The sequence below is a fragment of the Pedococcus sp. P2_A3 genome, assembly GCF_056405035.1.
Map to the genome: position 1 here is coordinate 1 of NZ_JBFUCW010000038.1, position 22,312 is coordinate 22,312.

General features: G+C 71.3%; 24 protein-coding genes. 20 read left to right on the forward strand and 4 right to left on the reverse strand.

The features are described 5' to 3' along the window. Positions 1-547 (forward strand): HNH endonuclease signature motif containing protein (locus AC1DX8_RS20390; protein WP_477631783.1); only part of this gene is annotated, 547 nt, incomplete at its 5' end. An 828-nt stretch (positions 548-1,375) separates the two neighbouring features. Continuing rightward, positions 1,376-1,885 (forward strand): hypothetical protein, encoded by a 510-nt coding sequence (locus AC1DX8_RS20395; protein ID WP_477631784.1) that lies wholly within the window; start codon positions 1,376-1,378, stop codon positions 1,883-1,885. A gap of 42 nt (positions 1,886-1,927) precedes the next feature. On the opposite strand, the gene AC1DX8_RS20400 is transcribed toward AC1DX8_RS20395, so the two are convergent. Then, on the reverse strand, positions 1,928-2,599 hold the full coding sequence (locus AC1DX8_RS20400; RefSeq protein ID WP_477631785.1) for a DUF2625 family protein: 672 nt from the start codon (positions 2,597-2,599) through the stop codon (positions 1,928-1,930). A gap of 144 nt (positions 2,600-2,743) precedes the next feature. On the opposite strand from AC1DX8_RS20400, the gene AC1DX8_RS20405 reads away from it, so the two are divergent. Beyond that, on the forward strand, positions 2,744-2,944 hold the full coding sequence (locus AC1DX8_RS20405; RefSeq protein WP_477631786.1) for a hypothetical protein: 201 nt from the start codon (positions 2,744-2,746) through the stop codon (positions 2,942-2,944). A 578-nt stretch (positions 2,945-3,522) separates the two neighbouring features. Here the strand turns inward: AC1DX8_RS20405 and AC1DX8_RS20410 are convergent. Next, positions 3,523-3,927 carry an NUDIX domain-containing protein gene (locus AC1DX8_RS20410; protein WP_477631787.1) on the reverse strand — a complete coding sequence of 135 codons (405 nt, stop codon included), beginning with the start codon at positions 3,925-3,927 and terminating at the stop codon, positions 3,523-3,525. 131 nt (positions 3,928-4,058) lie between these two features. Here AC1DX8_RS20410 and glnA point away from each other — a divergent pair, with 131 nt between their 5' ends. The 11 genes from glnA (at position 4,059) to AC1DX8_RS20465 (ending at position 16,345) form a co-directional block, all read left to right on the forward strand. Further along, positions 4,059-5,396: a type I glutamate--ammonia ligase gene (gene glnA, locus AC1DX8_RS20415; protein WP_477631788.1), complete on the forward strand. Its 1,338-nt coding sequence runs from the start codon at positions 4,059-4,061 to the stop codon at positions 5,394-5,396. Positions 5,397-5,476: 80 nt separating this feature from the next. Then, on the forward strand, positions 5,477-8,506 hold the full coding sequence (locus tag AC1DX8_RS20420; RefSeq protein ID WP_477631789.1) for a bifunctional [glutamine synthetase] adenylyltransferase/[glutamine synthetase]-adenylyl-L-tyrosine phosphorylase: 3,030 nt from the start codon (positions 5,477-5,479) through the stop codon (positions 8,504-8,506). 18 nt (positions 8,507-8,524) lie between these two features. Then, positions 8,525-9,976 (forward strand): MFS transporter, encoded by a 1,452-nt coding sequence (locus AC1DX8_RS20425; protein ID WP_477631790.1) that lies wholly within the window; start codon positions 8,525-8,527, stop codon positions 9,974-9,976. 56 nt (positions 9,977-10,032) lie between these two features. Further along, a complete protein-coding gene (gene hisD / locus AC1DX8_RS20430) occupies positions 10,033-11,379 on the forward strand; it encodes a histidinol dehydrogenase (protein WP_477631791.1) in 1,347 nt (448 codons plus the stop codon). 7 nt (positions 11,380-11,386) lie between these two features. Beyond that, complete coding sequence (locus tag AC1DX8_RS20435) at positions 11,387-12,523, forward strand: histidinol-phosphate transaminase (protein WP_477631792.1); 1,137 nt, start codon at positions 11,387-11,389, stop codon at positions 12,521-12,523. Beyond that, a complete protein-coding gene (hisB, locus tag AC1DX8_RS20440) occupies positions 12,520-13,182 on the forward strand; it encodes an imidazoleglycerol-phosphate dehydratase HisB (protein WP_477631793.1) in 663 nt (220 codons plus the stop codon). The genes AC1DX8_RS20435 and hisB overlap by 4 nt, the downstream gene beginning before the upstream one ends. Beyond that, positions 13,179-13,805: a hypothetical protein gene (locus AC1DX8_RS20445; protein WP_477631794.1), complete on the forward strand. Its 627-nt coding sequence runs from the start codon at positions 13,179-13,181 to the stop codon at positions 13,803-13,805. The genes hisB and AC1DX8_RS20445 overlap by 4 nt, the downstream gene beginning before the upstream one ends. After that, on the forward strand, positions 13,802-14,440 hold the full coding sequence (gene hisH / locus AC1DX8_RS20450; protein WP_477631795.1) for an imidazole glycerol phosphate synthase subunit HisH: 639 nt from the start codon (positions 13,802-13,804) through the stop codon (positions 14,438-14,440). Before AC1DX8_RS20445 ends, hisH begins: the two co-directional genes overlap by 4 nt. A gap of 155 nt (positions 14,441-14,595) precedes the next feature. Continuing rightward, positions 14,596-14,865 carry a hypothetical protein gene (locus AC1DX8_RS20455; RefSeq protein ID WP_477631796.1) on the forward strand — a complete coding sequence of 90 codons (270 nt, stop codon included), beginning with the start codon at positions 14,596-14,598 and terminating at the stop codon, positions 14,863-14,865. Next, a complete protein-coding gene (priA, locus tag AC1DX8_RS20460; protein WP_477631797.1) occupies positions 14,862-15,608 on the forward strand; it encodes a bifunctional 1-(5-phosphoribosyl)-5-((5-phosphoribosylamino)methylideneamino)imidazole-4-carboxamide isomerase/phosphoribosylanthranilate isomerase PriA in 747 nt (248 codons plus the stop codon). The genes AC1DX8_RS20455 and priA overlap by 4 nt, the downstream gene beginning before the upstream one ends. Next, a complete protein-coding gene (locus AC1DX8_RS20465) occupies positions 15,605-16,345 on the forward strand; it encodes an SseB family protein (protein WP_477631798.1) in 741 nt (246 codons plus the stop codon). Before priA ends, AC1DX8_RS20465 begins: the two co-directional genes overlap by 4 nt. Before the next feature lie 18 nt (positions 16,346-16,363). Here AC1DX8_RS20465 and AC1DX8_RS20470 read toward each other — a convergent pair whose 3' ends face one another. Then, positions 16,364-16,696, reverse strand: a complete 333-nt coding sequence (locus tag AC1DX8_RS20470) for a DUF952 domain-containing protein (protein WP_477631799.1) — start codon at positions 16,694-16,696, stop codon at positions 16,364-16,366. Positions 16,697-16,805: 109 nt separating this feature from the next. On the opposite strand from AC1DX8_RS20470, the gene AC1DX8_RS20475 reads away from it, so the two are divergent. After that, complete coding sequence (locus tag AC1DX8_RS20475; protein WP_477631800.1) at positions 16,806-18,038, forward strand: MFS transporter; 1,233 nt, start codon at positions 16,806-16,808, stop codon at positions 18,036-18,038. Positions 18,039-18,052: 14 nt separating this feature from the next. On the opposite strand, the gene AC1DX8_RS20480 is transcribed toward AC1DX8_RS20475, so the two are convergent. After that, positions 18,053-18,451 carry a DUF1844 domain-containing protein gene (locus AC1DX8_RS20480; RefSeq protein ID WP_477631801.1) on the reverse strand — a complete coding sequence of 133 codons (399 nt, stop codon included), beginning with the start codon at positions 18,449-18,451 and terminating at the stop codon, positions 18,053-18,055. 301 nt (positions 18,452-18,752) lie between these two features. Between AC1DX8_RS20480 and infC the strand changes: the two genes are divergently transcribed. The 5 genes from infC (at position 18,753) to AC1DX8_RS20505 (ending at position 22,213) form a co-directional block, all read left to right on the forward strand. Beyond that, positions 18,753-19,448 carry a translation initiation factor IF-3 gene (gene infC, locus AC1DX8_RS20485; protein WP_477631806.1) on the forward strand — a complete coding sequence of 232 codons (696 nt, stop codon included), beginning with the start codon at positions 18,753-18,755 and terminating at the stop codon, positions 19,446-19,448. A 94-nt stretch (positions 19,449-19,542) separates the two neighbouring features. Further along, the gene (gene rpmI / locus AC1DX8_RS20490; RefSeq protein ID WP_477631802.1) at positions 19,543-19,737 is read left to right on the forward strand and encodes a 50S ribosomal protein L35; all 195 of its coding nucleotides are present in this window, start codon (positions 19,543-19,545) and stop codon (positions 19,735-19,737) included. Between the two features lie 79 nt (positions 19,738-19,816). Then, positions 19,817-20,194 carry a 50S ribosomal protein L20 gene (gene rplT, locus AC1DX8_RS20495; RefSeq protein WP_477631803.1) on the forward strand — a complete coding sequence of 126 codons (378 nt, stop codon included), beginning with the start codon at positions 19,817-19,819 and terminating at the stop codon, positions 20,192-20,194. A gap of 38 nt (positions 20,195-20,232) precedes the next feature. Beyond that, on the forward strand, positions 20,233-21,042 hold the full coding sequence (locus AC1DX8_RS20500) for a TrmH family RNA methyltransferase (RefSeq protein ID WP_477631804.1): 810 nt from the start codon (positions 20,233-20,235) through the stop codon (positions 21,040-21,042). 10 nt (positions 21,043-21,052) lie between these two features. After that, positions 21,053-22,213 (forward strand): sensor histidine kinase, encoded by a 1,161-nt coding sequence (locus tag AC1DX8_RS20505; protein ID WP_477631805.1) that lies wholly within the window; start codon positions 21,053-21,055, stop codon positions 22,211-22,213. The last annotated feature ends 99 nt before the right edge of the window (positions 22,214-22,312 follow it).

Genomic DNA, 22,312 nt, shown 5'->3' on the forward strand with positions numbered 1-22,312 from the left:
GGGCCAGGCCAGTCCAGCCGGGGCCGGCGTGGGTGTGTACGAGGACCTCGGCGGGTGCGAGGAGCTCGACGACGGGGTCCTGCACGACCACGACGGCGACCTGTGGTTCGTGTCCGCCCGCACCGAGGTCCCCCTGCTCGGGTCGTTGCTGCCCGCCGACGTCGTCGCTCTCCTGTCCGACCCCGACACCACGATCCGCCTGGCGCGCAGCGACTCGGTCACCGGAGCGAGCCGCTGGCAGGACACCCGCACCTACCGGCCCGGCGCGCGGACGGCGCGAGCGGTCCGGTCTCGGGACGGCACCTGCCGGTTCCCCGGCTGCGGCACCGCTGCCCGGCGGTGCCAGCTCGACCACGTCGTGCGCCATCCTGACGGGCCGACCACTGTCACCAACCTGCAGACCCTGTGCGCGACCCACCACGGGTTCAAGCACCATGCGGGGTGGCAGGTGACCATGGACGAGCTCGGGGTCTGCACCTGGACCGCCCCCGACGGCCGCACCCACACCACCCGGCCGATGGACCGCCACGGCCACCAAGCCGCCTGACCCGCTCGACAGTGACGCCCGGGTCAACCGGATCTGGCCGATGAGCGGATGTCATCAAGGAGCCATTACGGAGGTGCCGTGCCCTACCCGGTCTTCCCAGACGGGCCGAGAGGAGTACGCCGCTGGCATCATGGGGCCATGAAGCTTAGTTTCAAGGTGGGTGCCGAACTGGTCCTCTCCGCGGGGTGGTCGGTGCGCGATTCCTGCTCGGTAGGGGAACTGACGTGGCGGGGACGTAGGTCTGCCCGGGCGTGGGCAGGCCCGGGCATCCCGGTGCTGGCGAGGCCGTGTGAGGCGGTGTCAGCGGAGTGAGCGGTGTGGGGCGACGGGAGGCCAGGCTCGATCGCGACATCGCCGCTCTGCTGGCGGGCATGGCGTTCATCGAGATTCGTTACTTGGCTGTGGACCTGCGGCGCAGGTCGGAGGACGACTGCGCCGATGGGGATCTGGGATTAGATCAGGTTCTTGGCGAATCTGTGTCACCTCATGCCGGGAATCGCCCGCGCGGATCCGTGGCGGCCGTGGCGCAGAGGAACCTCCCGCAGCAGTCATGAGCAGGCGATGGCCAAGCGGCCAATGAGTTGGACGTGGCACACCACCGGCCCACAGGGGCGCGCATGGATGCTGCGCCACATCGAGCAGGCCGGGATCCGATGGACGCCACCACCGCCACTGCCGGTTCCTCGCAAGGGTCCGTCACCCATGACGCTGCGGCGGTGGGCCGCGATCGTAGTGCGACGCTGGCCAGTAAAACCCCCCGCCGGGAGTCAGCAGCTGCCAGCCAAAGCAACCGTTCTCAAAGCACTTAGCACCGACGCTGTCTGCTCCGTGGTCGAAGAAGCCGGACGGCTCCGACTCGGCCTCGGCGTAGCCGAACCCTGGCTGCGGGCCCACTTAGATCCCGACGGCGTCCACTACCTGTTCCCCGACCCGGCGAACTTCTGGCCCGGCACCCCATCCGGGCGTTTGGGCACGATCCGTTGGTGGGAATGCACCGCCCTACTGCGGATGTCAAACGGCGAGCAGGTAACGAGCACGGTCGCCGTACTTCCAGAAACCTTCACCGCCTTGCCCTCGACGCTGCCCCGAGGCAAACAACTGCGACTCGTCGACCTCGCTCGCAACACCGAACGAGACACCTACCTGTGGGGCCGCGACCACCGGACCGAATGCAAACCCGAACTGTGCGGCTACAAACCACAAGACGACGACAACCCACTGCCGAACAACCCGCCGTCCAATACCTGGCGAACTAGCACGACACAGCATCAGAGGACTTCGAAGCCGGGCCCAACGCCGACACTGCTGCCACCCCCCGGATCAGCGGCCACGTCCTGATCTGCCGCGTTGCGGTGCCAACCCCAGAGTGAAGCGGCGAGGTCACGGTCCGAGCTGACGCGCGGCCTCGTCGTAGAAGTCGAAGAGCTCCTGAATCGGAACAGGGCGGCGGCTTGCGACCCCGATCTCCCGACCCTCTCGACTGAACGGCGGCGGGTATGCCGCGATCCCTTGGTCGGGGCGGAGGCGCCCAACTTCTTCCTTCCAGCCGGCCCATCGCAGTGCGGAAAAGGTATCCGCAAGCTGGCCGCTCATCGCTGCGGAGACGAAGTCGGCGTGCCGGCCGCCAAGCCCTTCCCAAGCCAGGGAGTCAGGACCGAAGAAGCAGACTTCCCCGGCACCGACGCCCAGCGCGCCTCCGTCGATGGCGAACCTGCCGCCGAGTGCGTCGTACCCGACGAGCAGACACGGAGGCTGGACAGCATCTCCCTTCGGTTCACCGAGACTGTTCGCCGCCGCAAGATCCGCCAGGTGAGGGCTTCCTCCACCGAGCAGTCGAAACCAGCCATGATCCGCCAGCACCCCGCCGCTGTTCAGGGCCATGCCCCCGAGGAAGGACCGGGCCGTGACCTGAAGGCGCCACAGCACTTCGAGACCCTGCCCAGGGTTCGCGTCGACGATCGTGGTGGAGGGGTTCTGGTCAGCCAGAAGGCGGATAGCGGGCCACGCAGGATCGGGCACGTTGGTGAGCTCCTCGACCCTACGAATCGCCACCGATGCATCCTGCCACGCTCAGAGGTGGAACATCCGCACCTGCCGCGATCCGCTCGTGCCGACGACCGCGCATCACGGCCGGTGATCGGATGACACTATGTGGCCATGGGTGAGGAGACTCTGCGTGTTCGCCACCTTCCTATCGTGGCCTTCTTCCTGCTGCCCGTAGGCGTGATCCTCACGATCGTCGATTGGCTATTCGACTTCCTTCCCGATTACGTCGGCATCGCCCTGTCGATCTTGACCGTGACCGCCTGCGTCATGGGGGCGTGGTGGCTCCAGCGCAGAGGCCCGCGACTCGGGCTCGCTGGGCGGCATCGGAAGTCCGCGCCCTCAGAAGAGTGAGGCCCGACCTCTGGTGAGCCCGCCTTCGAACGCCCGGATCTGCCGCTGCCGGCGCTAGCGTCCGACCATGCCGCAAGTCGTCCGCAGACATTGGCGATCCACGCGGCTGACACTCCTCGGGTACGGCAACACCAAGGGTCAGGGTGAGGTCGACGCCTCACTCTCGACTCCTCCCGCTTGTCGGCGTCGCCAGCGAACCCACGCGGTGAGTTGGGCGACCAACAGCACAGACTCGAAGCCTAGGAGCCACTGAGCTCCGTGGCCGTCATACCGCCGATCCGCTGCCCAGATCACAATGGCTACGGCCGGTATGAGCATCCAGGCGGGCAACAACTCATACCGTTCCTTTGCTGAGGCCCTCGGGAGGAACAGCAGGACCAAATTCACACCTTGGAGACTGAGCGCGAGGACAGTGACTGTCACGTCAAGGACTCCGATGGCCGCTCTCCTCAATTGGGACTCGACGCGAACATGCCCACAGTGTCGCTCAGTTTTCGGCGCCGAGAGGCACTTTCAGTCGTCCGCTCATGTAGCCGCGGACAGTGCGGTCGGAACTCCCGGTGCCAGCGTGTTGCAGGTCAGCGCCGAGGACTACTCATCGCAGCCATAAGAGCCAGGCGCACAGGTACGTGAGCCGGGGGAGGCAGCTCATCCATGTCGAACCATCGGATGTCGTCGTGTTCCTCTGGAGCGACGTTCGCCGGCGTTCCCTCCCATTCGGGTACGAGCCACGCGCTGAGGACGGCCGGCGCTTCCGCCGGTCCTACCGTCAACCGGCACAGATGAGACGCCGAACCAGCCGCTATGTGTACACCGAGTTCTTCGCGCAGTTCCCGCGTGAGCGCGTCAAGTTCTGACTCACCGGGCTCCACTACTCCACCGGGCAACTCCCAGACGGCTGGGTACGCACGCTTGTCCTGGCTTCGATACGCGAGCAGCACTCGGCGCTCACGAACCAGCGCGCCGACGACGACCTCGACCATGGGCCCATGCAAGCAGGTAGATCCGACAGGTGGCACGAGGTGGCACGCGGCATACGGATGCTGGTGTTGAGCTCGGCTTCCCCGCGTGGCACGTAACGCCGGGGAAACACAACTAGGGCAAGATCCGACACATGGATCGTCAGCAGGAGTTCGTCCTCCGCACCATCGAGGAGCGCGACATCCGCTTCGTGCGGTTGTGGTTCACCGATGTGCTCGGGACCCTCAAGTCCGTCGCCGTCGCCCCCGCCGAGCTCGAAGGAGCCTTCGCCGAGGGCATCGGCTTCGACGGCTCGGCCATCGAGGGCTTCGCGCGGGTGTACGAGGCCGACATGCTCGCCAAGCCCGACCCGGCGACGTTCCAGGTGCTCCCGTGGCGTGGTGACAACCCGGGGACCGCGCGCATGTTCTGCGACATCACCTTGCCCGACGGTTCGCCGAGCCACGCCGACCCGCGCCACGTCCTGCAGCGTGCGCTGGGGCGGGCGAGCGACCTGGGCTTCACCTTCTACACCCACCCAGAAATCGAGTTCTACCTGCTCAAGGCCGGCTTCAAGCCGGGGGAGAACCCCGAGCCGGTGGACCAGGCCGGCTACTTCGACCACGTCCCGCACGGCACCGGCCACGACTTCCGGCGCGCCGCGATCACGATGCTGGAGTCGATGGGGATCTCCGTCGAGTTCAGCCACCACGAGGGCGGCCCCGGCCAGAACGAGATCGACCTGCGCTACGCCGACGCCCTCTCCACCGCCGACAACATCATGACCTTCCGCACGGTCATCAAGGAGGTCGCCCTCGAGCAGGGCATCTTCGCCTCCTTCATGCCCAAGCCCTTCGCCGAGCACCCGGGCTCGGGCATGCACACCCACATGTCGCTGTTCGACGGCGACAGCAACGCCTTCTACGAGGCGGGCGCGCCCTACCAGCTGAGCAAGGTCGGTCGGCAGTTCATCGCGGGCCTGCTGCGCCACGGCGCGGAGATCACCGCGGTCACGAACCAGTGGGTCAACTCCTACAAGCGGCTCTGGGGCGGCGGCGAGGCCCCGGCCCACCTGACCTGGGGCCACAACAACCGCTCGGCCATGGTGCGGGTGCCGATGTACAAGCCGGCCAAGGGGCAGAGCAGCCGCGTGGAGGTCCGCACCCTCGACGCCGCCTGCAACCCGTACCTCGCCTTCGCGCTGATGCTCTCCGCCGGGCTGAAGGGCATCGAGGAGGACTACGACCTCCCGGCCGAGACCGAGGACGACGTGTGGGGCCTGACCTCAGCGGAGCGCCAGGCGATGGGCATCGAGCCCCTGCCGACCTCGCTCTACGAGGCCATCCGGGTCATGGAGAAGAGCGAGCTCGTCGCCGACACCCTCGGCGAGCACGTCTTCGACTTCTTCCTGCGCAACAAGCGCGCGGAGTGGGACGACTACCGCGGCGAGATCACGCGGTTCGAGCTCGAGCGCTATCTCCCCGGTCTGTGACGTCCCCACCTGCCCGCGTCGGTATGCCGCCCACGCACCTGCCGAGGCGGGTGCACCTCCCCGGTGCGTAGGCTGGCGCGGTGACGTCCGGCCGTTTTGTCTCGCAGACGGCCACGTTGGCGCGGCTCGGGTTCGCTGACTCGAAGCGGGCAGCCGACCTGCTGGCGGACCCTGCCCTCGCCGGCCTCGTCGACCCCCTCGACGACCTCTTCGCCGACGGCCTCCCCGATGCCCTCGGCCTCGTGGCCGACCCCGACCTCGCGCTGCTCAGCCTGGTGCGGTTGATGGAGTCGCTACGGGCCTCCGCCCCTCGTCGTCGCGACGACGAGTCGGGCGTCGGGGCGCAGGTGGCCGGGCTCGTCGCCGCCCTGCGCCACCGTGGCCCGGCGCGCGACAGGCTGCTGGCGGTGCTGGGCGCGTCCACCGCGCTCGGTGACCACCTCGTGGCCCACCCCGAGCACTGGAGCAGCGTGGCGCAGGCCCGCCCGCTGACCCCCGCCGAGCGGGTCGAGGAGCTCGTGGCGGCGGTGCGCGCGCCGGGCACCCACACGGCATACGACGCCTTGCGGATCGGCTATCGACGCCAGCTGCTGGGCATCGCGGCCCTCGACCTCACGTCGGGGGAGCCCGAGCGAGCCCTGCCCGAGGCCGCGGCCGCGCTGGCCGACCTCGCGGAGGCCGCGCTCGAGGCGGCGCTGGTCATCGCCCGCGCCGAGCTGGGGGAGCAGGCCGAGCTCTGCGACTTCGCCGTGATCGGGATGGGCAAGACCGGCGGTCGCGAGCTCAACTACGTCAGCGACGTCGACGTCATCTTCGTGGCCGAGCCACGTGAGGGGGTGGAGGAGGCCAGCGCCATCGCGGCGGCCACCGGCCTGGCCACCCACCTCATGCGGGCTTGCTCGACCAGCACCGGCGAGGGCACGTTGTGGCCGGTCGACGCGGCCCTGCGACCCGAGGGCAAGAACGGCCCCCTGGTGCGGACCATCGACAGCCACCGCGCCTACTACGAGCGCTGGGCCAAGACCTGGGAGTTCCAGGCCCTGCTCAAGGCCCGCCCCGTCGCGGGTGACCGCGAGCTCGGGCGCGCCTACATCGCCGCCGTCAACCCGCTGGTCTGGCAGGCCGCGTCGCGCGACAACTTCGTGGAGGACGTCCAGGCGATGCGCCGACGGGTGGAACAGCACGTGCCCGCCGGTGAGGCCGCCCGCCAGCTCAAGCTGGGTCCCGGTGGCCTGCGCGACGTCGAGTTCAGCGTGCAGCTGCTCCAGCTCGTCCACGGCCGTTCCGACGACTCACTCCGGTCGGGGACCACCCTGGAGGCGCTCGACGCCCTGGCCCGCGGTGGCTACGTCGGCCGCGACGACGCCGCCACCCTCGATGCCTCCTACCGCCTGCTGCGCACCCTCGAGCACCGCATCCAGCTCTTCCGCCTGCGACGGACCCACCTCATGCCGACCGCCGACAGCGACCTGCGCCGCCTCGGCCGGGCGCTCGGCCACCGGTCCGATGCCGCCAAGGCCGTCGTGACGCAGTGGCAGCAGCAGGCCCGCGAGGTCAGGCGCATCCACGAGCGGTTGTTCTACCGACCGCTGCTGGCAGCCGTGGCCCGGCTCAGCTCCACCGACGCGCGGCTGGCACCCGAGGCGGCGAAGGAGCGGCTGGCCGCGCTCGGGTTCCGCGACCCCGCCGGGGCGATGCGCCACCTCGAGGTGCTGACCGCCGGGGTGAGTCGACGGGCCTCCATCCAGCGCACCCTGCTGCCGGTCATGCTCGGCTGGTTCGCCGACGAAGCCGATCCCGACGGAGGGCTCCTCGCGTTCCGCAAGGTGAGCGAGGAGCTGGGCTCCACGCACTGGTACCTGCGCCTCCTGCGCGACGAGGGATCGGCTGCCGAACGCCTCGCGCACACCCTGGCCCGCAGTCGGTATGCCGCCGACCTCCTGGTCGGCGCGCCGGAGTCGGTCGCGATCCTCGGTGACGCGGGCGGTCTCACCCCGCTGTCCCGCGAGGACCTGGTGCGCCGGATGAGCGCGGCGGCCGGTCGGCAGGCCGATCCCGACAAGGCCGTCCGGGCTGCGCGCAGCATCCGGCGGCAGGAGCTCTTCCGCATCGCCGTGGCCGACCTGTCCGGCATCCTCGACCTCGCCGGCGTGGGCGCCGCGCTCACCGACCTGACCGCAGCCCTCGTGGAGACCGCACTGCAGGTCGCCATCCAGGCTGTCGAGGCCAAGCACGGCCCGCTGGTCACCCGGATCCTCGTGGTCGGCATGGGACGGCTGGGTGGCGGTGAGATGGCGTACGGCTCCGACGCGGACGTCCTCTTCGTGCACGACCCCCACGAGGGCGCCGACGAGGCGGCCGCCCAGGAGCAGGCCCTGGAGACGGTGCAGGAGCTGCGTCGCCTCCTCGCCTCGGCCGGCCCCGACCCCCAGCTCGGGCTCGACGCCGACCYGCGGCCCGAGGGCAAGAGCGGACCCCTCGTCCGCAGCCTCGCCAGCTACCGCGCCTACTACCAGCGCTGGTCGCTCACCTGGGAGTCGCAGGCGCTGCTGCGCGCGACGCCGCTGGCCGGTGACGTCGAGCTGGGTCAGGAGTTCATCGAGCTGATCGACCCGCTGCGCTGGCCGAAGGAAGGCCTCACCGAGCCGCAGGTCAGGGAGATCAGGACCCTCAAGGCGCGGATGGAGGCCGAGCGGCTGCCGCGCGGCGCCGACCCCAAGAGCCACTTCAAGCTCGGGCGAGGGGGACTGTCCGACGTCGAGTGGACGGTGCAACTCATCCAGATGCGCCACGCCCACACGGTCCCCGGGCTCCGCACGACGAGCACCATGCCCGCCCTGACCGCGGCGGAGGAGGCGGAGCTGATCGCACCGGACCATGCCGCAGCGCTCCGCGATGCCTGGTCGTTCGCGTCCCGCCTGCGGAACGCCTCGGTCCTCTACCGCGGCCGACCGGTGGACAGCGTGCCGTCCGACCTGCGGGTGGCCGACGGGGTGAGCCGCATCCTCGGTGGAGAGCCCGGGAGCGGGGCAGATCTTGCCGAGGCCTACCGGCGCGCAGCACGACATGCGCGTACCGTGACAGAGTTCAACTTTTACGGTTCAGCCTAGGAAGGTACGGTCGGGCGCATGGCCACCGGCAGGGACGACTCCGTCACGGTGCCCTCGTTCGCCGAGGTGCTCCGTACGCCGGTCTTCCTACCCGTCTTCGCGGTCGCCACGCTGTCCACGTGGGGCGACTACATCGCCCGCATCACGGTGGCAGCGGTGGTGTTCAGCTGGACCGGATCGGCCCTCGCCACGGCGGCGACGTTCGCGGTCTCGCTGGTGCCGAGCGTGCTGGGAAGAGCCCTCCTCTCGCCCATCTGCGACCGCATCGCGCCCCGGATCTGCCTGATCGCCAGCCACCTCATCCGGGCCCTGCTGGTCGGTGTGCTCATCGTCGTGGTCGGCACGACCCAGTCGCTGTGGCTGGTCCTGGCCGTGGTTGCCGTGCTCGAGTTCGTCGGTGGCCCGGCCATCACGGCGAGCCAGATGCTGCTCACCGACATCTTCCCCGACCGACGCCTCTACGCCCGGGCCTTCGGGCTGAGCACCCTTGCAGCCCAAGTGAACCAGGCGATCGGGCTGGCGATCGGCGGCGCCGTCGTGAGCCTCGTCGGTGACGCCAAGGCGCTGCTGCTCGACCTGCTCACCTTCCTCGTGGGCGTGGTGATCCTGACCTTGGTCAAGCCCCCCAAGTCCGTCGTGAAGCCGGAGGACTCCCCGCTGTTCAGCATGCTGGCCGACCTCCGCCAGGGCTGGCGCCAGATCCGCGCCAGCAAGGTCCTCTTGTCGATGCTCGGGCTGTCGCTGGCCAGCGCCCTGGCGATCGCCGCTCCCGAGGCCGTGGCCCTGCCGTATGCCGCCCAGCACAGCACGTCGTCGACCTGGGGAGGCTTTCTCATGGCCTCGCCGATCCTCGGCGCCGTGGTCGGTCTGCTGGTCATCGGCCGCCTGCCGGCGGAGCGGCAGTCCTCCCTCGTCCTGCGCCTGGCCCTGCTGACCCCCCTGCCCCTGCTCGCCACGATCTTCGAGCCCCCGCTCCCGGTGGTCTGGGCCGCGTGGTTCGTCTGTGGCGCGCTCCAGTGCTACATGCTCCCGCTGCAGACGGCCTTCACGCTGCTCGTCCCCACCGCCCTGCGGGGCAGGGTGTTCGGCCTCGCAGGCGCGCTGTCGGTGGGTGTCACCGGCGCCTGCTTCCTCTTCGCCGGCTGGATCTCCGAGCGCACCACGCCCGCAGCCTCGGTCGGCATCTGCGCGGTCGTGACCCTCGGCGTCCTGGTGCTGCTCGCGGCACGGTGGCCCAAGGACGAGCTGGCCGGCAGCGTCGAGGCGACCTTCACGGGCGGTCAGGCTCCCTCCGCATCGGCCGCGCCGGCGACCCCGGTCGCACCGGCCACGCCGGGGGCTCCCTCCGCCATCGAGCAGGGCGCACCGGTCCAGGTCGCCTTCGTGCCCAGCCCCGACGTGGTCGAGGCGGCCGCGCCGATGGCCGTGCCCGGCTCCCGCCACAGCGGGGAGCACGAGACCGGGGGCTGAGACCGGGGGCTGAGACCGCTCCGGGGCGCCCTCCGAGGCCCACCTAGACTTGCCGCATGCTCTCCACGATCGACCTGCGCGGACGGGAGCTGGGCGTCCGCGAGCTGCGACACCTGCTGCCCCGTGCCGAGTTCGACGTCGCCGCGGCCGTCGAGACGGTCCGGCCGATCTGCGAGGACGTCCGTCATCGGGGCGCGCCTGCCCTCTACGAGCTGGGCGAGCGGTTCGACGGGGTACGCCCGACGAGTCTGCGGGTGCCGGCCGACGTGCTGGACGCCGCGCTGGCCGACCTCGACCCGCAGGTACGGGCCGCGCTCGACGAGGCGATCCGCCGGGTGCGCATCGTCCACGAGGACCAGCGGCGCTCCACGACGACCACCACCGTCGTGCCGGGTGGCGAGGTCAGCGAGCGGTGGGTGCCGGTCGACCGGGTGGGCCTCTACGTCCCCGGCGGTCGCGCGGTCTACCCCTCCAGCGTCGTGATGAACGTCGTCCCGGCCCAGATCGCGGGCGTCGGGTCACTGGCCGTGGCCAGCCCGCCCCAGCGCGACAACTCCGGGGTCTTCACCGGCTACCCGCACCCGACGGTCCTCGCCGCCTGCGCGCTGCTCGGCGTCGACGAGGTGTATGCCGTCGGAGGCGCCCAGGCCGTGGCGGCCTTCGCCTACGGGTTCGAGGACGACACGGACGCGAGCGGGACCACCGCGGTGTGCGATCCGGTGAGCCTCGTGACCGGACCGGGCAACATCTACGTGGCAGCGGCCAAGCGCTACCTCAAGGGCGTGATCGGGATCGACTCCGAGGCGGGGCCGACCGAGATCGCGATCCTCGCCGACGACACCGCGGTGCCGGCGCACGTCTCGGCCGACCTCGTGTCCCAGGCAGAGCACGACCCCCAGGCCGCCTCGGTGCTCGTCACCGACTCGGTGGCCCTCGCCGACGCGGTGCGCGCCGACCTCGAGGGCCGGGTTGCTGGCACCAAGCACTCCGAGCGCGTCCGGGAGGCCCTGACCGGACCCCAGTCGGGCATCGTCCTGGTCGACGACCTCGAGGCCGGCCTCGCCGTCGTGAACGCCTACGCCGCCGAGCACCTCGAGCTCCAGGTGGCTGACGCGCCGGCGGTCAGCGAGCGGATCCGGAACGCCGGGGCGATCTTCGTCGGCCCGCACTCGCCGGTCAGCCTCGGCGACTACGTGGCCGGGTCCAACCACGTCCTGCCCACCGGCGGGTGCGCCTGCCACAGCAGTGGCCTGTCGGTGCAGTCCTTCCTGCGCGGGGTGCACGTCGTCACCTACTCCGAGGCCGCGCTCGAGGAGGTCGCCCACCACGTGGTCACGCTGGCGCAGGCCGAGGACCTCCCGGCCCACGGCGAGGCGGTCCAGGTCCGCTTCGGCCAGGGGTGACTCGACGATGACCCAGCCCTCCGACGACGGTGCCATCACCGCGCTGCTCCGCGACGACCTTCGCGGCGAAAAGCCTTACGGCGCACCGCAGCTCGATGTGCCCGTGCGACTCAACACCAACGAGAACTCCTACCCCGTTCCGCCGTCCGTCGTCGCCGAGATCACGAATGCGGTGGCGGTGGTGGCGGCCGACCTGAACCGCTACCCCGACCGTGAGTTCACCGAGCTGCGCACTGCGCTCGCGGCATACCTCTCGTCGTCGGGCACCCGCGTCGACCCGGCGCAGGTGTGGGCCGGCAACGGCTCCAACGAGGTGCTCCAGCACGTCGTGCTCGCGTTCGGGGGCCCCGGACGCACCGCCCTGGGGTTCACCCCGGCCTACTCCATGCACCCGATCATCAGCGGCTCGGTCGGCAGCACGTGGATCGACGGCCTGCGGGGGCAAGGCGGCACCCCGTTCGACCTGACCGTGGAGTCCGCCGTCGCGCAGGTGCAGGAACACGACCCCCACATCGTGTTCCTCTGCTCACCGAACAACCCGACCGGCACCGCCCTCGGGCTGGACGTCGTCGAAGCCGTGTATGCCGCGGCGGAGCGGGCCGTCGTCGTGGTCGACGAGGCGTACGAGGAGTTCGCCCGCCCCGGGACCCCGAGTGCGCTGACCCTCCTGGCGGGCCGTCCGAGGCTCGTGGTCACCCGCACCATGAGCAAGGCGTTCGCGTTCGCCGGCGGGCGCCTCGGCTACCTCGCCGCCGACCCGGCCCTGGTCGACGCCCTCCGCCTGGTCCGGCTGCCGTACCACCTCTCCGCCCCCACGCAGGCGATCGCGTTGGCGGCCCTGCGGCACGCCCCCGAGATGCTCGCCACCGTCGAGGTCATCAAGGAACAGCGCGACCGGATCGTCGACGGGCTCGCCGAGCTCGGCCTCGACCCGGTGGCCAGCGACGCCAACTTCGTGCTGTTCGGTGGCCTCGCAGACGCCGCGCAGACCTGGCGCGCGCTGCTCGACAGGGGAGTACTCGTCCGCGACGTCGGCATACCCCACTATCTTCGTGTCACGGCCGGGACCCCGGCCGAGACCGGTGCGTTCCTCGCCGCCATGGCGCAGGTCGCCCGACCTGAGCAGGACAGGAGCGCGCCGTGACGCAGGAGGCTGGAACGCAGCAGACCGCGACCCCCGAGGCCGGTGACCGCACCGGTGACCGCACGGTCTCGCTGAGTCGGTCCACGTCGGAGTCCAGCGTCGAGCTCGAGCTCAACCTCGATGGCACGGGCCAGTCCGACATCTCCACCGGTGTCCGCTTCTACGACCACATGCTCGCGTCGCTGGCCAAGCACTCGCTGATCGACCTGCGGGTGAAGGCCACCGGTGACATCGATGTCGATGCCCACCACACGGTGGAGGACGTCGCCATCGTGCTCGGCGACGCCTTCCGCGAGGCCTTGGGCGACAAGTGCGGGATCTCGCGGTTCGGCGACGCCACCGTCCCGCTCGACGAGGCGCTGGTGCAGGCGGTCGTCGACGTGGCCGGGCGTCCCTATGTCGTCCACACCGGCGAGCCGGAGGGCCAGGCCTACGTCGTGATCGGCGGCACCTACGTCGGTGCGCTCACCCGTCACGTCTGGGAGTCGTTCGCCGGCCGCGCCGGCATCGCGCTCCACGTGCGGGTGCTGTCGGGGCGCGACCCCCACCACATCGTCGAGGCGCAGTTCAAGGCGGTGGCCCGTGCCCTGCGCGCTGCCGTCGCGCGCGACCCCAGGGTGAGCGGCATCCCCAGCGCGAAGGGCAGCCTCTCCACGTGAGCGCGCCGTGGCAGCCCGCGCGGGAAGCGCGCGGACTGCTCCTGGTGAGCGGCGAGACCGGTGCGGTGTCGACGTGGCTGCGACGGGGGCTGGTCGCGTGCCAGGTCGTCCCGCTCGGGTCGTGGACCGCAGTGCTTCCCATCGAGTCGTCGTCCCGGGCCGAAGCGCCCTACGACGACGCCGTCACCGTGCTCGCGGCCCGGCCCGTCCCCCGTCGGCTGCGCAGTGCGCTCGGGTTCTTCACCATGGACGAGCGTGCGGTCGTGACCGTGCAGGCAGGGGGCTGGCGCTCCGGGGTGCGGTGGCTCGTGTGGGAGCCCGGGACCGGTCTCGTGCGCCCACCCGGGCTGGAGCTGGCCCGCCCGTCCGACCTGCTCGGCGCGGCGGGGAGCCGAGCCCACCCCCGCGCGGTCGCCGAGCTGGTGGCCCGCCGCGACGGGAGGGCCGACGTCGTCATCACCGAGCTGTTGTCCGTCCTCGGCCTCCCGGGCGCCGACCTCGTCGGGCCCAAGGTCGGGCTGCGGGGTCAGGTCGTGGCGCCGACGGCGCAGTCGGTGGCCCGGTTCGACGCCCGCATGGCCGAGCAGGCCCGTCACCGTTCCGAACTGGAGGAGAACTCATGAGCCGGGTGGTCGTCCTCGACTACGGCAGCGGCAACGTCAGGTCGGCGGTGCGCGCCCTCGAGCACGTCGGCGCCGAGGTCGAGCTCACCGGTGACCGCGCTGCCGCGCTGGCCGCCGACGGCCTGTTCGTGCCCGGTGTCGGCAACTTCCACGCCTGCATGGCCGGCTTGCGTGCGGCGGACGGCCCGGCCGTCATCGACCTGCGGCTCTCCGGCGGACGCCCGGTGCTCGGCGTGTGCGTGGGCATGCAGGTGCTCTTCGACGGCTCCGACGAGCCGAGCGGGTCCCCCCAGGAAGGGCTGGGGGAGTGGCCCGGTTCGGTGTCGAGGCTGCAGGCCGACGTGGTGCCCCACATGGGGTGGTCCGACGTCGACGTCGCACCCGGCTCGCGACTGTTCGCGGGCGTGGAGTCCGAGCGCTTCTACTTCGTCCACTCGTATGCCGTGCAGTCCTGGACGATGGAGCAGCCGACCGGAGCGTTCGCGGCCGTGGCACCCAAGGTCACCTGGGCCGACCACGGTGGCCGCTTCGTCGCGGCGGTCGAGAACGGACCGTTGAGCGCGACCCAGTTCCACCCCGAGAAGTCCGGGGATGCCGGCCTGTCCCTCCTCGAGAACTGGGTGAGATCACTGTGAGTGCCCCGAGGAAGTCGACCAACTCCGCGAGGACGGCCACAAAGGCCACCACCCGCGCGTCCACGCGCCGCAGGACCACCACGCGCAGGCCCGCCACCCGCCGACGGACCACCAGCACCGCGAGGCGCCGCGCCCGGCCGAAGGTCGCCACGACCGTGGGTGCAGCGTTGGGCACGCTGGTCGTTTCCCTGCTGCTCGACGCGTCGTGGCCGGTGCGGATCGGCCTGGCCCTGCTGGCCCTCCTGCTGGTCGGCGGCTACCTCTACCTCCGGGGCCGCCGTCACGACCCGACGGAGCCGGTGGTCGAGGACGCGTCGCCCCTCGTCGAACCCACCGCATCCACCCCGGCCACACCCTCCATGCCAGACACCACGTCCACCCCGGCCACACCCGCCACGCCAACCACCACCGAGGACACCCCATGAGCACCCCGCTGAGCAGCCCCCGGCTCGAGCTCCTGCCCGCCGTCGACGTCCAGGGCGGCCGGGCCGTCCAGCTCGTCCAGGGCGTGGCGGGCAGCGGCGGCGAGTTCGGCGACCCGTGGGAGGCCGCCCTGGCGTGGCAGGAGCAGGGTGCGGAGTGGTTGCACCTCGTCGACCTCGACGCCGCGTTCGGGCGGGGCTCGAACCGCGAGCTGCTCGCCGACATCGTGGGCCGGCTCGACATCCGGGTCGAGATGAGCGGGGGGATCCGTGACGCCGCATCCCTCGACGCCGCGCTGGCAACCGGGTGCCGCAGGGTCAACCTGGGCACCGCCGCGCTCGAGGACCCGGAGTGGACCGCCCGCGCCATTGCCGAGCACGGTGACCGCGTCGCCGTCGGGCTCGACGTGCGGGGCACGACGCTCGCTGCGCGCGGGTGGACCAAGGACGGCGGCGACCTGTGGGAGACCCTCGACCGTCTCGACCGGGAGGGCTGCGCCCGCTACGTCGTCACCGACGTCAACAAGGACGGCATGCTCAAGGGCCCCAACCTCGAGCTGCTGCGCGACGTCTGCGCGCGCACCGACCGCCCGGTCGTGGCCTCGGGCGGCGTGTCGACGCTGGCGGACATCGAGGCCATCCGTGGCCTGGTGCCCGAGGGTGTCGAGGGCGCGATCGTCGGCTCTGCGCTCTACCGCGGCGCGTTCACCCTCCCCGACGCGCTCGACGTGGCGGGGCGGCCGTGAGCGGGACCGGTCCGAGCGACTCGGCCGGCACCCCGTTCGGCGGGAGGGAGCTCACCGGCACCGGGTTCGACGGTGACACGGGTGCGGCCGACCCGGCGCTGGCTGGTGCCCTGGCGGCCCCGGAGGACGAGGTGGCGCTGATGACCGCCCTCGCCGGCGCCCGGCTGCTCGTCCCCATCGTGGCCGAGCCGGTGTCGGTGGACGTGTCCGGTGAGGGCGCCACCGGGCTGGCCGTCGAGAAGCAGACCGACCTGGCCGCCGTGACGCTGGTGGCGCCGGACGGCACCCGCGCGCTGCCGGTCTTCTCGTCGATGGCGGCCATCGCGGCGTGGGACCCCCAGGCCCGACCGGTGCCGGTGACCGCCGCACGGGCCGGCCAGGCGGCCGTCAGCGAACGCTGTGACGTCATCGTCATCGACGTGGCCGGCCCGGCGACCGTGGCCCTGCGCCCGAGCATGGTGTGGGCGTTGGCCCAGCAGCGCGACTGGCTGCCGGCGCACGAGGACGACGTGGTCCGCCGCTCGGTGGCCGCGGCCGTCCGGGAGCAGGACGCGGTGGTGTCGCACGAGATCGGTCCCGGGGCCCCGGGGGAGGGAGTGCTGCGGATCTCGCTGACCCTGCGCGAGGGGCTCGATGCCCCCGCCGTGCAGGCCGTTGCGACCGCGGTGGGGGAGCGGCTCGCCACCGACGGCGAGATCCGCGCCCGCATCGACGGCCTGGCCTTCGCGATCTCCTGAGGCGGGCGCCGACGGTGCTCAGTCGTCGTGCGGCGCCGGCAGCTCGGTGACGCGGACGACGGCGTCGACCGGCAGGGCGGCATACAGGTGGGGGAAGGTCTCGCCGGTCCGCGGGTTGCCGACCTCCACGACGGGCGGCTCGGTGAGCCGGGACTCGTCGATCTCCAACAGCAGCAGGGGTCCGGCGAGGTCGCCGTAGTAGGCCCGTCGCACCACCGGCCACTGGTCGTCGGACGAGCAGTGGATGAAGCCCTCCTCCTGCATCGTCCGGCCGCGGGTCGACTGCGTGTAGGAGCCGGTCGCCCGCGCCTGCTCCCAGTGCGCGGGCTCCGCGAGGTGGTAGATGGTCACGGAGCCGAATCTAGCGCCGCGGTGCCGCGTCCTCGCCGGGGCCGCGGCGTTCGCTGACAGGACCAAAAGTCGTTTGGCCGGTGTCGGTGGCTGGTGCGACAGTAGGGGGGTGCTGCTCGCCAACGCCCGTTACCGCCGTGTCCTCGCCAGTGCCGCCCTGCGGCGGGCGCTGGTGCTCGGCTTCCTGGTGCGCATGCCGATCTTCGCCGGCGGCGTGGTGCTGACCCTCCACGTCGTGAGCCACCTCGGCAGGACGTATGCCGCGGCGGGGCTCGTGTCGGCCGCCGCCACCATCGCCATCGCGATCAGCGGACCGTGGCGTGGCCGGCTGCTCGACCGGCGCGGCCTGCGCCGGGTCGTGGTCCCGTCGATCGTCGTCGCCGCGGTCTGCTGGTCGATCGCGCCGTTCGTCTCGTACTGGTGGCTGCTGGCGCTCGCCGCGCTGGCCGGTCTCTTCGTCATCCCGTCGTTCTCGATCATCCGCCAGGCCGTCATCGCCGCCGTCGACGAGGACGACCGCCGCACCGCGATCTCGCTCGACTCCGTCGCGGTCGAGCTGTCGTTCATGATCGGACCGGCCGCCGGGGTGTGGGCCGCGACCGTGTGGCCCACGCAGTGGGTGCTGTTCGCCATCGAGATGCTGGGCGTGCTGGCCGGTGTGCTCCTGTGGTTCGCCAACCCGGTGCTGCACGACGAGGCAGCCACCCCGGTGGACGACGAGGGGGTCGCCGCCGACGCGCCCACGGTCCTGCGGTCGGAGTGGTTCCGGGCCCGCTTCCTCGTCATCTGCCTCGCGGCGGCGGCCACCACCCTGGTCCTCGGCGGCACCGACATCGCCATCGTCGCCGCTCTACGCGACTTCGACGCCCAGCCGTCGATCGGGTGGGTCCTCGCCGTCTGGGGGTTCGGCTCGCTGCTGGGCGGACTGGTCTACGGCGGCCTGCAGAGGTCGGTGTCGGCGTTCTGGCTGCTCGGAGGGCTGGCGCTCGTCAGCGCCCCCATGGCCCTGGCCCTCGGCGTCGCCTCGCTGGCCGTCCTGTCCTTCGTGGCCGGTCTGTTCTGTGCCCCGACCATCACCGCCACCGTCGACCAGGTCAGCCGGGTCGTGCCGGGTGCGGCGCGCGGCGAGGCGATGGGCTGGCACGGCTCGTTCATGACCGGCGGCATGGCGCTGGGTGCGCCGCTGGCGGGGTTCGCCATCGACCACCGCGGCTGGCAGTCGGGGTTCCTGGTCGTCGCCGGCGCCGGCCTGCTGGTCGCCCTGCTGGGTGCGGCCGCGACCTCGGGGCGGGCGACCGAGCGCCGGGCGGCCCACCGGCTGCGCGCCACCGCCGACGCCTGACCCGGCGAGTGGGGTCAGACGACCGAGCCGGTGAGCTTCTCCCCGGGCCCCTGGCCGGGCGGGTCCGGGATGACCGAGGCTTCCCGGAACGCCAGCTGCAGCGACTTCAGCCCGTCCCGCAGGGGAGCCGCGTGCTGGCTGCCCAGGTCAGGTGCGCTGGCGGTGACGAGACCGGCCAGGGCGGAGATCAGCCGGCGTGCCTCGTCGAGGTCGAGGTGCTCGGCCGCGTCCGGGCCCTCGGCGAGGCCACACTTGACGGCGGCGGCGCTCATCAGGTGGATGGCGGCGGTGGTGATGACCTCGACGGCCGGCACCTGCGCGATGTCCCTCGTCGCCTGCGCGGTCTCCTGCTCGTGACCTGCAGCGTCGCCGTGGTGGTCGGCCCGGGCGGGATTGGGAGATTCGGTAGTCACGCTGGTAGCCTTTCAGATCGACCGGCCGTGTCCATCGTCGGGTGACCTGAGAGGGTGGCCCAGCAGCGGGCCCGGTGTGCAAGTGAAGCAGCACCTGCTTCCACCCGCGTCAACCTCACGGTTGCCGGGTCCACGGGGTCACCGAGGCGTATGCCGCGAGCGAGAGCCACGCGGCATACCTCCCCTCGGAGGCCTGTGACGGACAGGTGAGGCTTCCCGCGCAACGGCGACGGGGAGCCTTTCTTCGTTGCAGCGGCCGGAGACCTTCACGGCAGTGAACTTCCAACAGAGGAGCACCAACATCAGCGAACCTCGCATCAACGACCGCATTCGGGTACCCGAGGTGCGGTTGGTTGGCCCCAACGGAGAACAGGTCGGCATCGTGCGCGTCGAAGACGCGCTGCGTCTGGCCGCCGAGGCTGACCTCGACCTCGTCGAGGTCGCCCCGATGGCCAAGCCTCCGGTCGCCAAGCTCATGGACTTCGGCAAGTTCAAGTACGAAGCGGCGCTGAAGGCTCGCGAAGCGCGCAAGAACCAGGTCAACACGGTCATCAAGGAGATCAAGCTCCGCCCGAAGATCGACCCGCACGACTACGGCACCAAAAAGGGCCACGTCGAGCGGTTCCTCAAGGGCGGCGACAAGGTCAAGGTGACGATCATGTTCCGCGGACGCGAGCAGTCGCGTCCCGAGCTGGGGTTCCGCCTCCTGCAGCGCCTCGCCGAGGACGTGCTGGAGCTGGGCACCGTCGAGTCGGCCCCCAAACAGGACGGCCGCAACATGATCATGGTCCTGGCCCCGACGAAGAAGAAGTCCGAGGCGATGGCAGAGCAGCGCCGCGCGCGGACCTCGTCCGAGCCGGCCGCCGGTGCGGAGCACGCCGCAGCCCCGGAGCAGACCCTGGAGCAGGCCCCTGAGCAGCCCACAGAGCAGCCCACGGAGCAGACCACCCCCGACGCAGCCCCCGCGGCAGCGGAGGCCACGGCCGAACAGGCCTGAGCACCACCCCCGCACCACCCCGAACAGACGCACGACACCGAACAGTCGGTCGCCTCACCAGGCGAGCGCCTCGACAGCAAGGAGATCGGCAGCCATGCCGAAGATGAAGACGCACTCCGGTGCCAAGAAGCGGTTCCGGATCACCGGCAAGGGCAAGGTCATGCGCGAGCAGACCAACGGCCGCCACCTTCTGGAGCACAAGTCCTCGAAGTACACCCGCTCGATCGCGAACGACGTCGAGGTGTCCAAGCCGGACGCCAAGAAGGTCAAGAAGCTCCTCGGCCGCTGAGCCGAGCCCACCCCACCAGCACAGCCGGGCTCAGCACAGCAGTTCCGGACGCTAGACCAACACAGCAAGGAGAACTCACGTGGCACGCGTGAAGCGGGCAGTCAACGCCCAGAAGAAGCGCCGGGTCGTCCTCGAGCGCGCCAGCGGTTACCGCGGACAGCGTTCGCGGCTCTACCGCAAGGCCAAGGAGCAGGTCACCCACTCCCTCGGGTACGCCTACCGCGACCGTCGCGCCCGCAAGGGTGACTTCCGTCGCCTGTGGATCCAGCGCATCAACGCCGGAGCCCGCGCGAACGGCATGACGTACAACCGGTTCATCCAGGGCCTGAAGGCAGCGGAGATCGAGGTCGACCGTCGCATGCTGGCCGAGCTCGCTGTCAGCGACGAGGCCGCCTTCAGCGCGCTCGTCGAGATCGCCCGCGCGAACGTGCCGGCGACCGCCGGCGCCAACGCCTGATCCGAGCGAACTCTCCAGGCACACCAGAGCGCCGGGACATGCCCCCGCTGACGACCCCCCTGACCAATCCTCGGTCGGACCGGGTCAAGGCGGTGCGGGCACTGTCCCGGCGCTCCGTGCGTGAGCGCACCGGGCGCTTTCTCGTCGAGGGCCCGCAGTCGGTGCGCGAGGTGGTGCTCCACCACCCCGAGCTGGTCGTCGACCTCTACCTCACGGCGCAGGCCCGCTCCCGCCACGGCGACATCGTGACCGCGGCGCAGGCCGAGCAGCTCCGGCTCCACGAGGTCAGCGACGACGTGCTCGCGGCCATGTGCGACACCCCCACTCCGCAGGGGCTGGCCGCCGTCTGCCTGACGACGACTGCCAGCCTCGACGACGTGCTCGCCGCCCGGCCGCGCCTCCTGGTGCTGCTGACCAACGTCCGTGACCCGGGCAACGCCGGCACCGTCATCCGCGGGGCCGACGCCGCGGGGGCCGCCGCGGTCCTCGTGAGCGACGCATCGGTGGACGTGCACTCACCCAAGGTGGTGCGCTCGACGGCGGGCTCGCTGTTCCACCTGCCGCTCGTGACCGGTCTGCCCGTGGCGGAGACGGTGGCCCGGCTGCGGGCTGCCGGTGTCAGGGTGCTCGCGGCCGATGGTGCAGGGGAGGTCCTGCTGCCCGACGTCGACCTCGACGGGCCACACGCGTGGGTGATGGGCAACGAGGCGTGGGGCCTGGCACCCGAGGTGCGCGATCTGTGTGACGAGGTCGTGCGGGTGCCCATCTACGGCAAGGCCGAGTCGCTCAACCTCGCGATGGCCGCCACGGTGTGCCTCTACGCGTCCGCGGCAGCGCACAACCGTTAAGGTCGGCGGCATGGACTTCGTGCCGGGGATGCTGTTGGACAACGAGTCCGCCGGCGTTGCCGCCGAGCTGATCCCCGACGGGCTGGTCGCCGCTGACGGCGACGGACGGATCCTGTTCCTCAACACCCGAGCCACCCGCATCCTCGGGCGACCGCGCGAGGAGCTCGTGGGCGCGGACATCCGCGAGGCGGTCGACCTCCAGGACAGCGACGGCACGTCGTGGTGGGCGGTCACCGACCCCTGGAACGGGCTACGGATCCGCACCGGTCACCGGGAGAAGCTCCTCATGCTCCGGCACAACGGTCGTGAGGTGCTGGTCACGGCCAAGTACCTGCGCCCCGGGCGCAACCAACCGGTCAACCGGGTCAACATCCTCATGCGTGATGCGATGTACCGCCGCCGGGCCGAGGCCGAGAACGCCGCCGTCATCTCAACGGTCGCCCATGAGCTGCGCTCTCCCCTCACGTCCGTCAAGGGCTTCTCCTCCACGCTGCTGCGGCGCTGGGACCGCTTCAGCGACGACCAGAAGCGCCTGATGCTCGAGACCATCGAGGCCGACGCCGACCGCGTCACGCGGCTGATCACCGAGCTGCTCGACGTGTCCCGGATCGACTCCGGGCGGCTGCAGATCCGCCCGCTGCCGATCGACGTCTCCGCGGTCTTCCACCGCCACGTCGAGCGTGCAGTGGCCAGCGGCCTGGACCGCGACCGGTTCGCCATCGAGGTGTCCGACGAGCTGCCCGAGGTGTGGGCCGACCCCGACCGGCTGGACCAGATCCTGTCGAACCTCATCGAGAACGCCTTGCGTCACGGTGAGGGAGTCGTCACCCTCGGCGCCCAGCGCTCCCGTGACGGCAGCCCGGCGGTCCGCGAGTCCACCGCGCAGCACGAGGGGCAGCAGGACAAGGGGCAGCAGGACAAGGGAACGCCCCACTCCGGCGTCGACCTGCTCGTCGCCGACCAGGGCAAGGGCATCGCGGTCGACCACCGCAACCTGGTCTTCAGCAGGTTCTGGCACGGGTCGGGCCGGGGGAGCACCGGGCTCGGGCTCTACGTGGTCAAGGGGCTCGTCGAGGCCCACGGCGGACGGGTCMACGTGGAGGAGGGCGCCACCGGTGGCGCCCAGTTCCGGATCAGCCATCCCAGCGAGCCGCCCGACTACCACGCCTGAGCGACCCCGCACCCACCAGGCGCGCGGTGCGGCCCACCCGGCGAAACCGGGTGGCGGCGGCCGGGACGTCAGGGCAGGCTGGCCGGGTGAGCAGGTCGA

What these genes read in the sequence shown, in the direction of transcription:
- AC1DX8_RS20410 (WP_477631787.1), bottom strand. Translation starts at nt 3,927, where the DNA reads ATGGTCGAGGTCGTCGTCGGCGCGCTGGTTCGTGAGCGCCGAGTGCTG.
- glnA (WP_477631788.1), top strand. Translation starts at nt 4,059, where the DNA reads ATGGATCGTCAGCAGGAGTTCGTCCTCCGCACCATCGAGGAGCGCGAC.
- AC1DX8_RS20425 (WP_477631790.1), top strand. Translation starts at nt 8,525, where the DNA reads ATGGCCACCGGCAGGGACGACTCCGTCACGGTGCCCTCGTTCGCCGAG.
- hisD (WP_477631791.1), top strand. Translation starts at nt 10,033, where the DNA reads ATGCTCTCCACGATCGACCTGCGCGGACGGGAGCTGGGCGTCCGCGAG.
- AC1DX8_RS20435 (WP_477631792.1), top strand. Translation starts at nt 11,387, where the DNA reads ATGACCCAGCCCTCCGACGACGGTGCCATCACCGCGCTGCTCCGCGAC.
- hisH (WP_477631795.1), top strand. Translation starts at nt 13,802, where the DNA reads ATGAGCCGGGTGGTCGTCCTCGACTACGGCAGCGGCAACGTCAGGTCG.
- priA (WP_477631797.1), top strand. Translation starts at nt 14,862, where the DNA reads ATGAGCACCCCGCTGAGCAGCCCCCGGCTCGAGCTCCTGCCCGCCGTC.
- rpmI (WP_477631802.1), top strand. Translation starts at nt 19,543, where the DNA reads ATGCCGAAGATGAAGACGCACTCCGGTGCCAAGAAGCGGTTCCGGATC.
- AC1DX8_RS20500 (WP_477631804.1), top strand. Translation starts at nt 20,233, where the DNA reads ATGCCCCCGCTGACGACCCCCCTGACCAATCCTCGGTCGGACCGGGTC.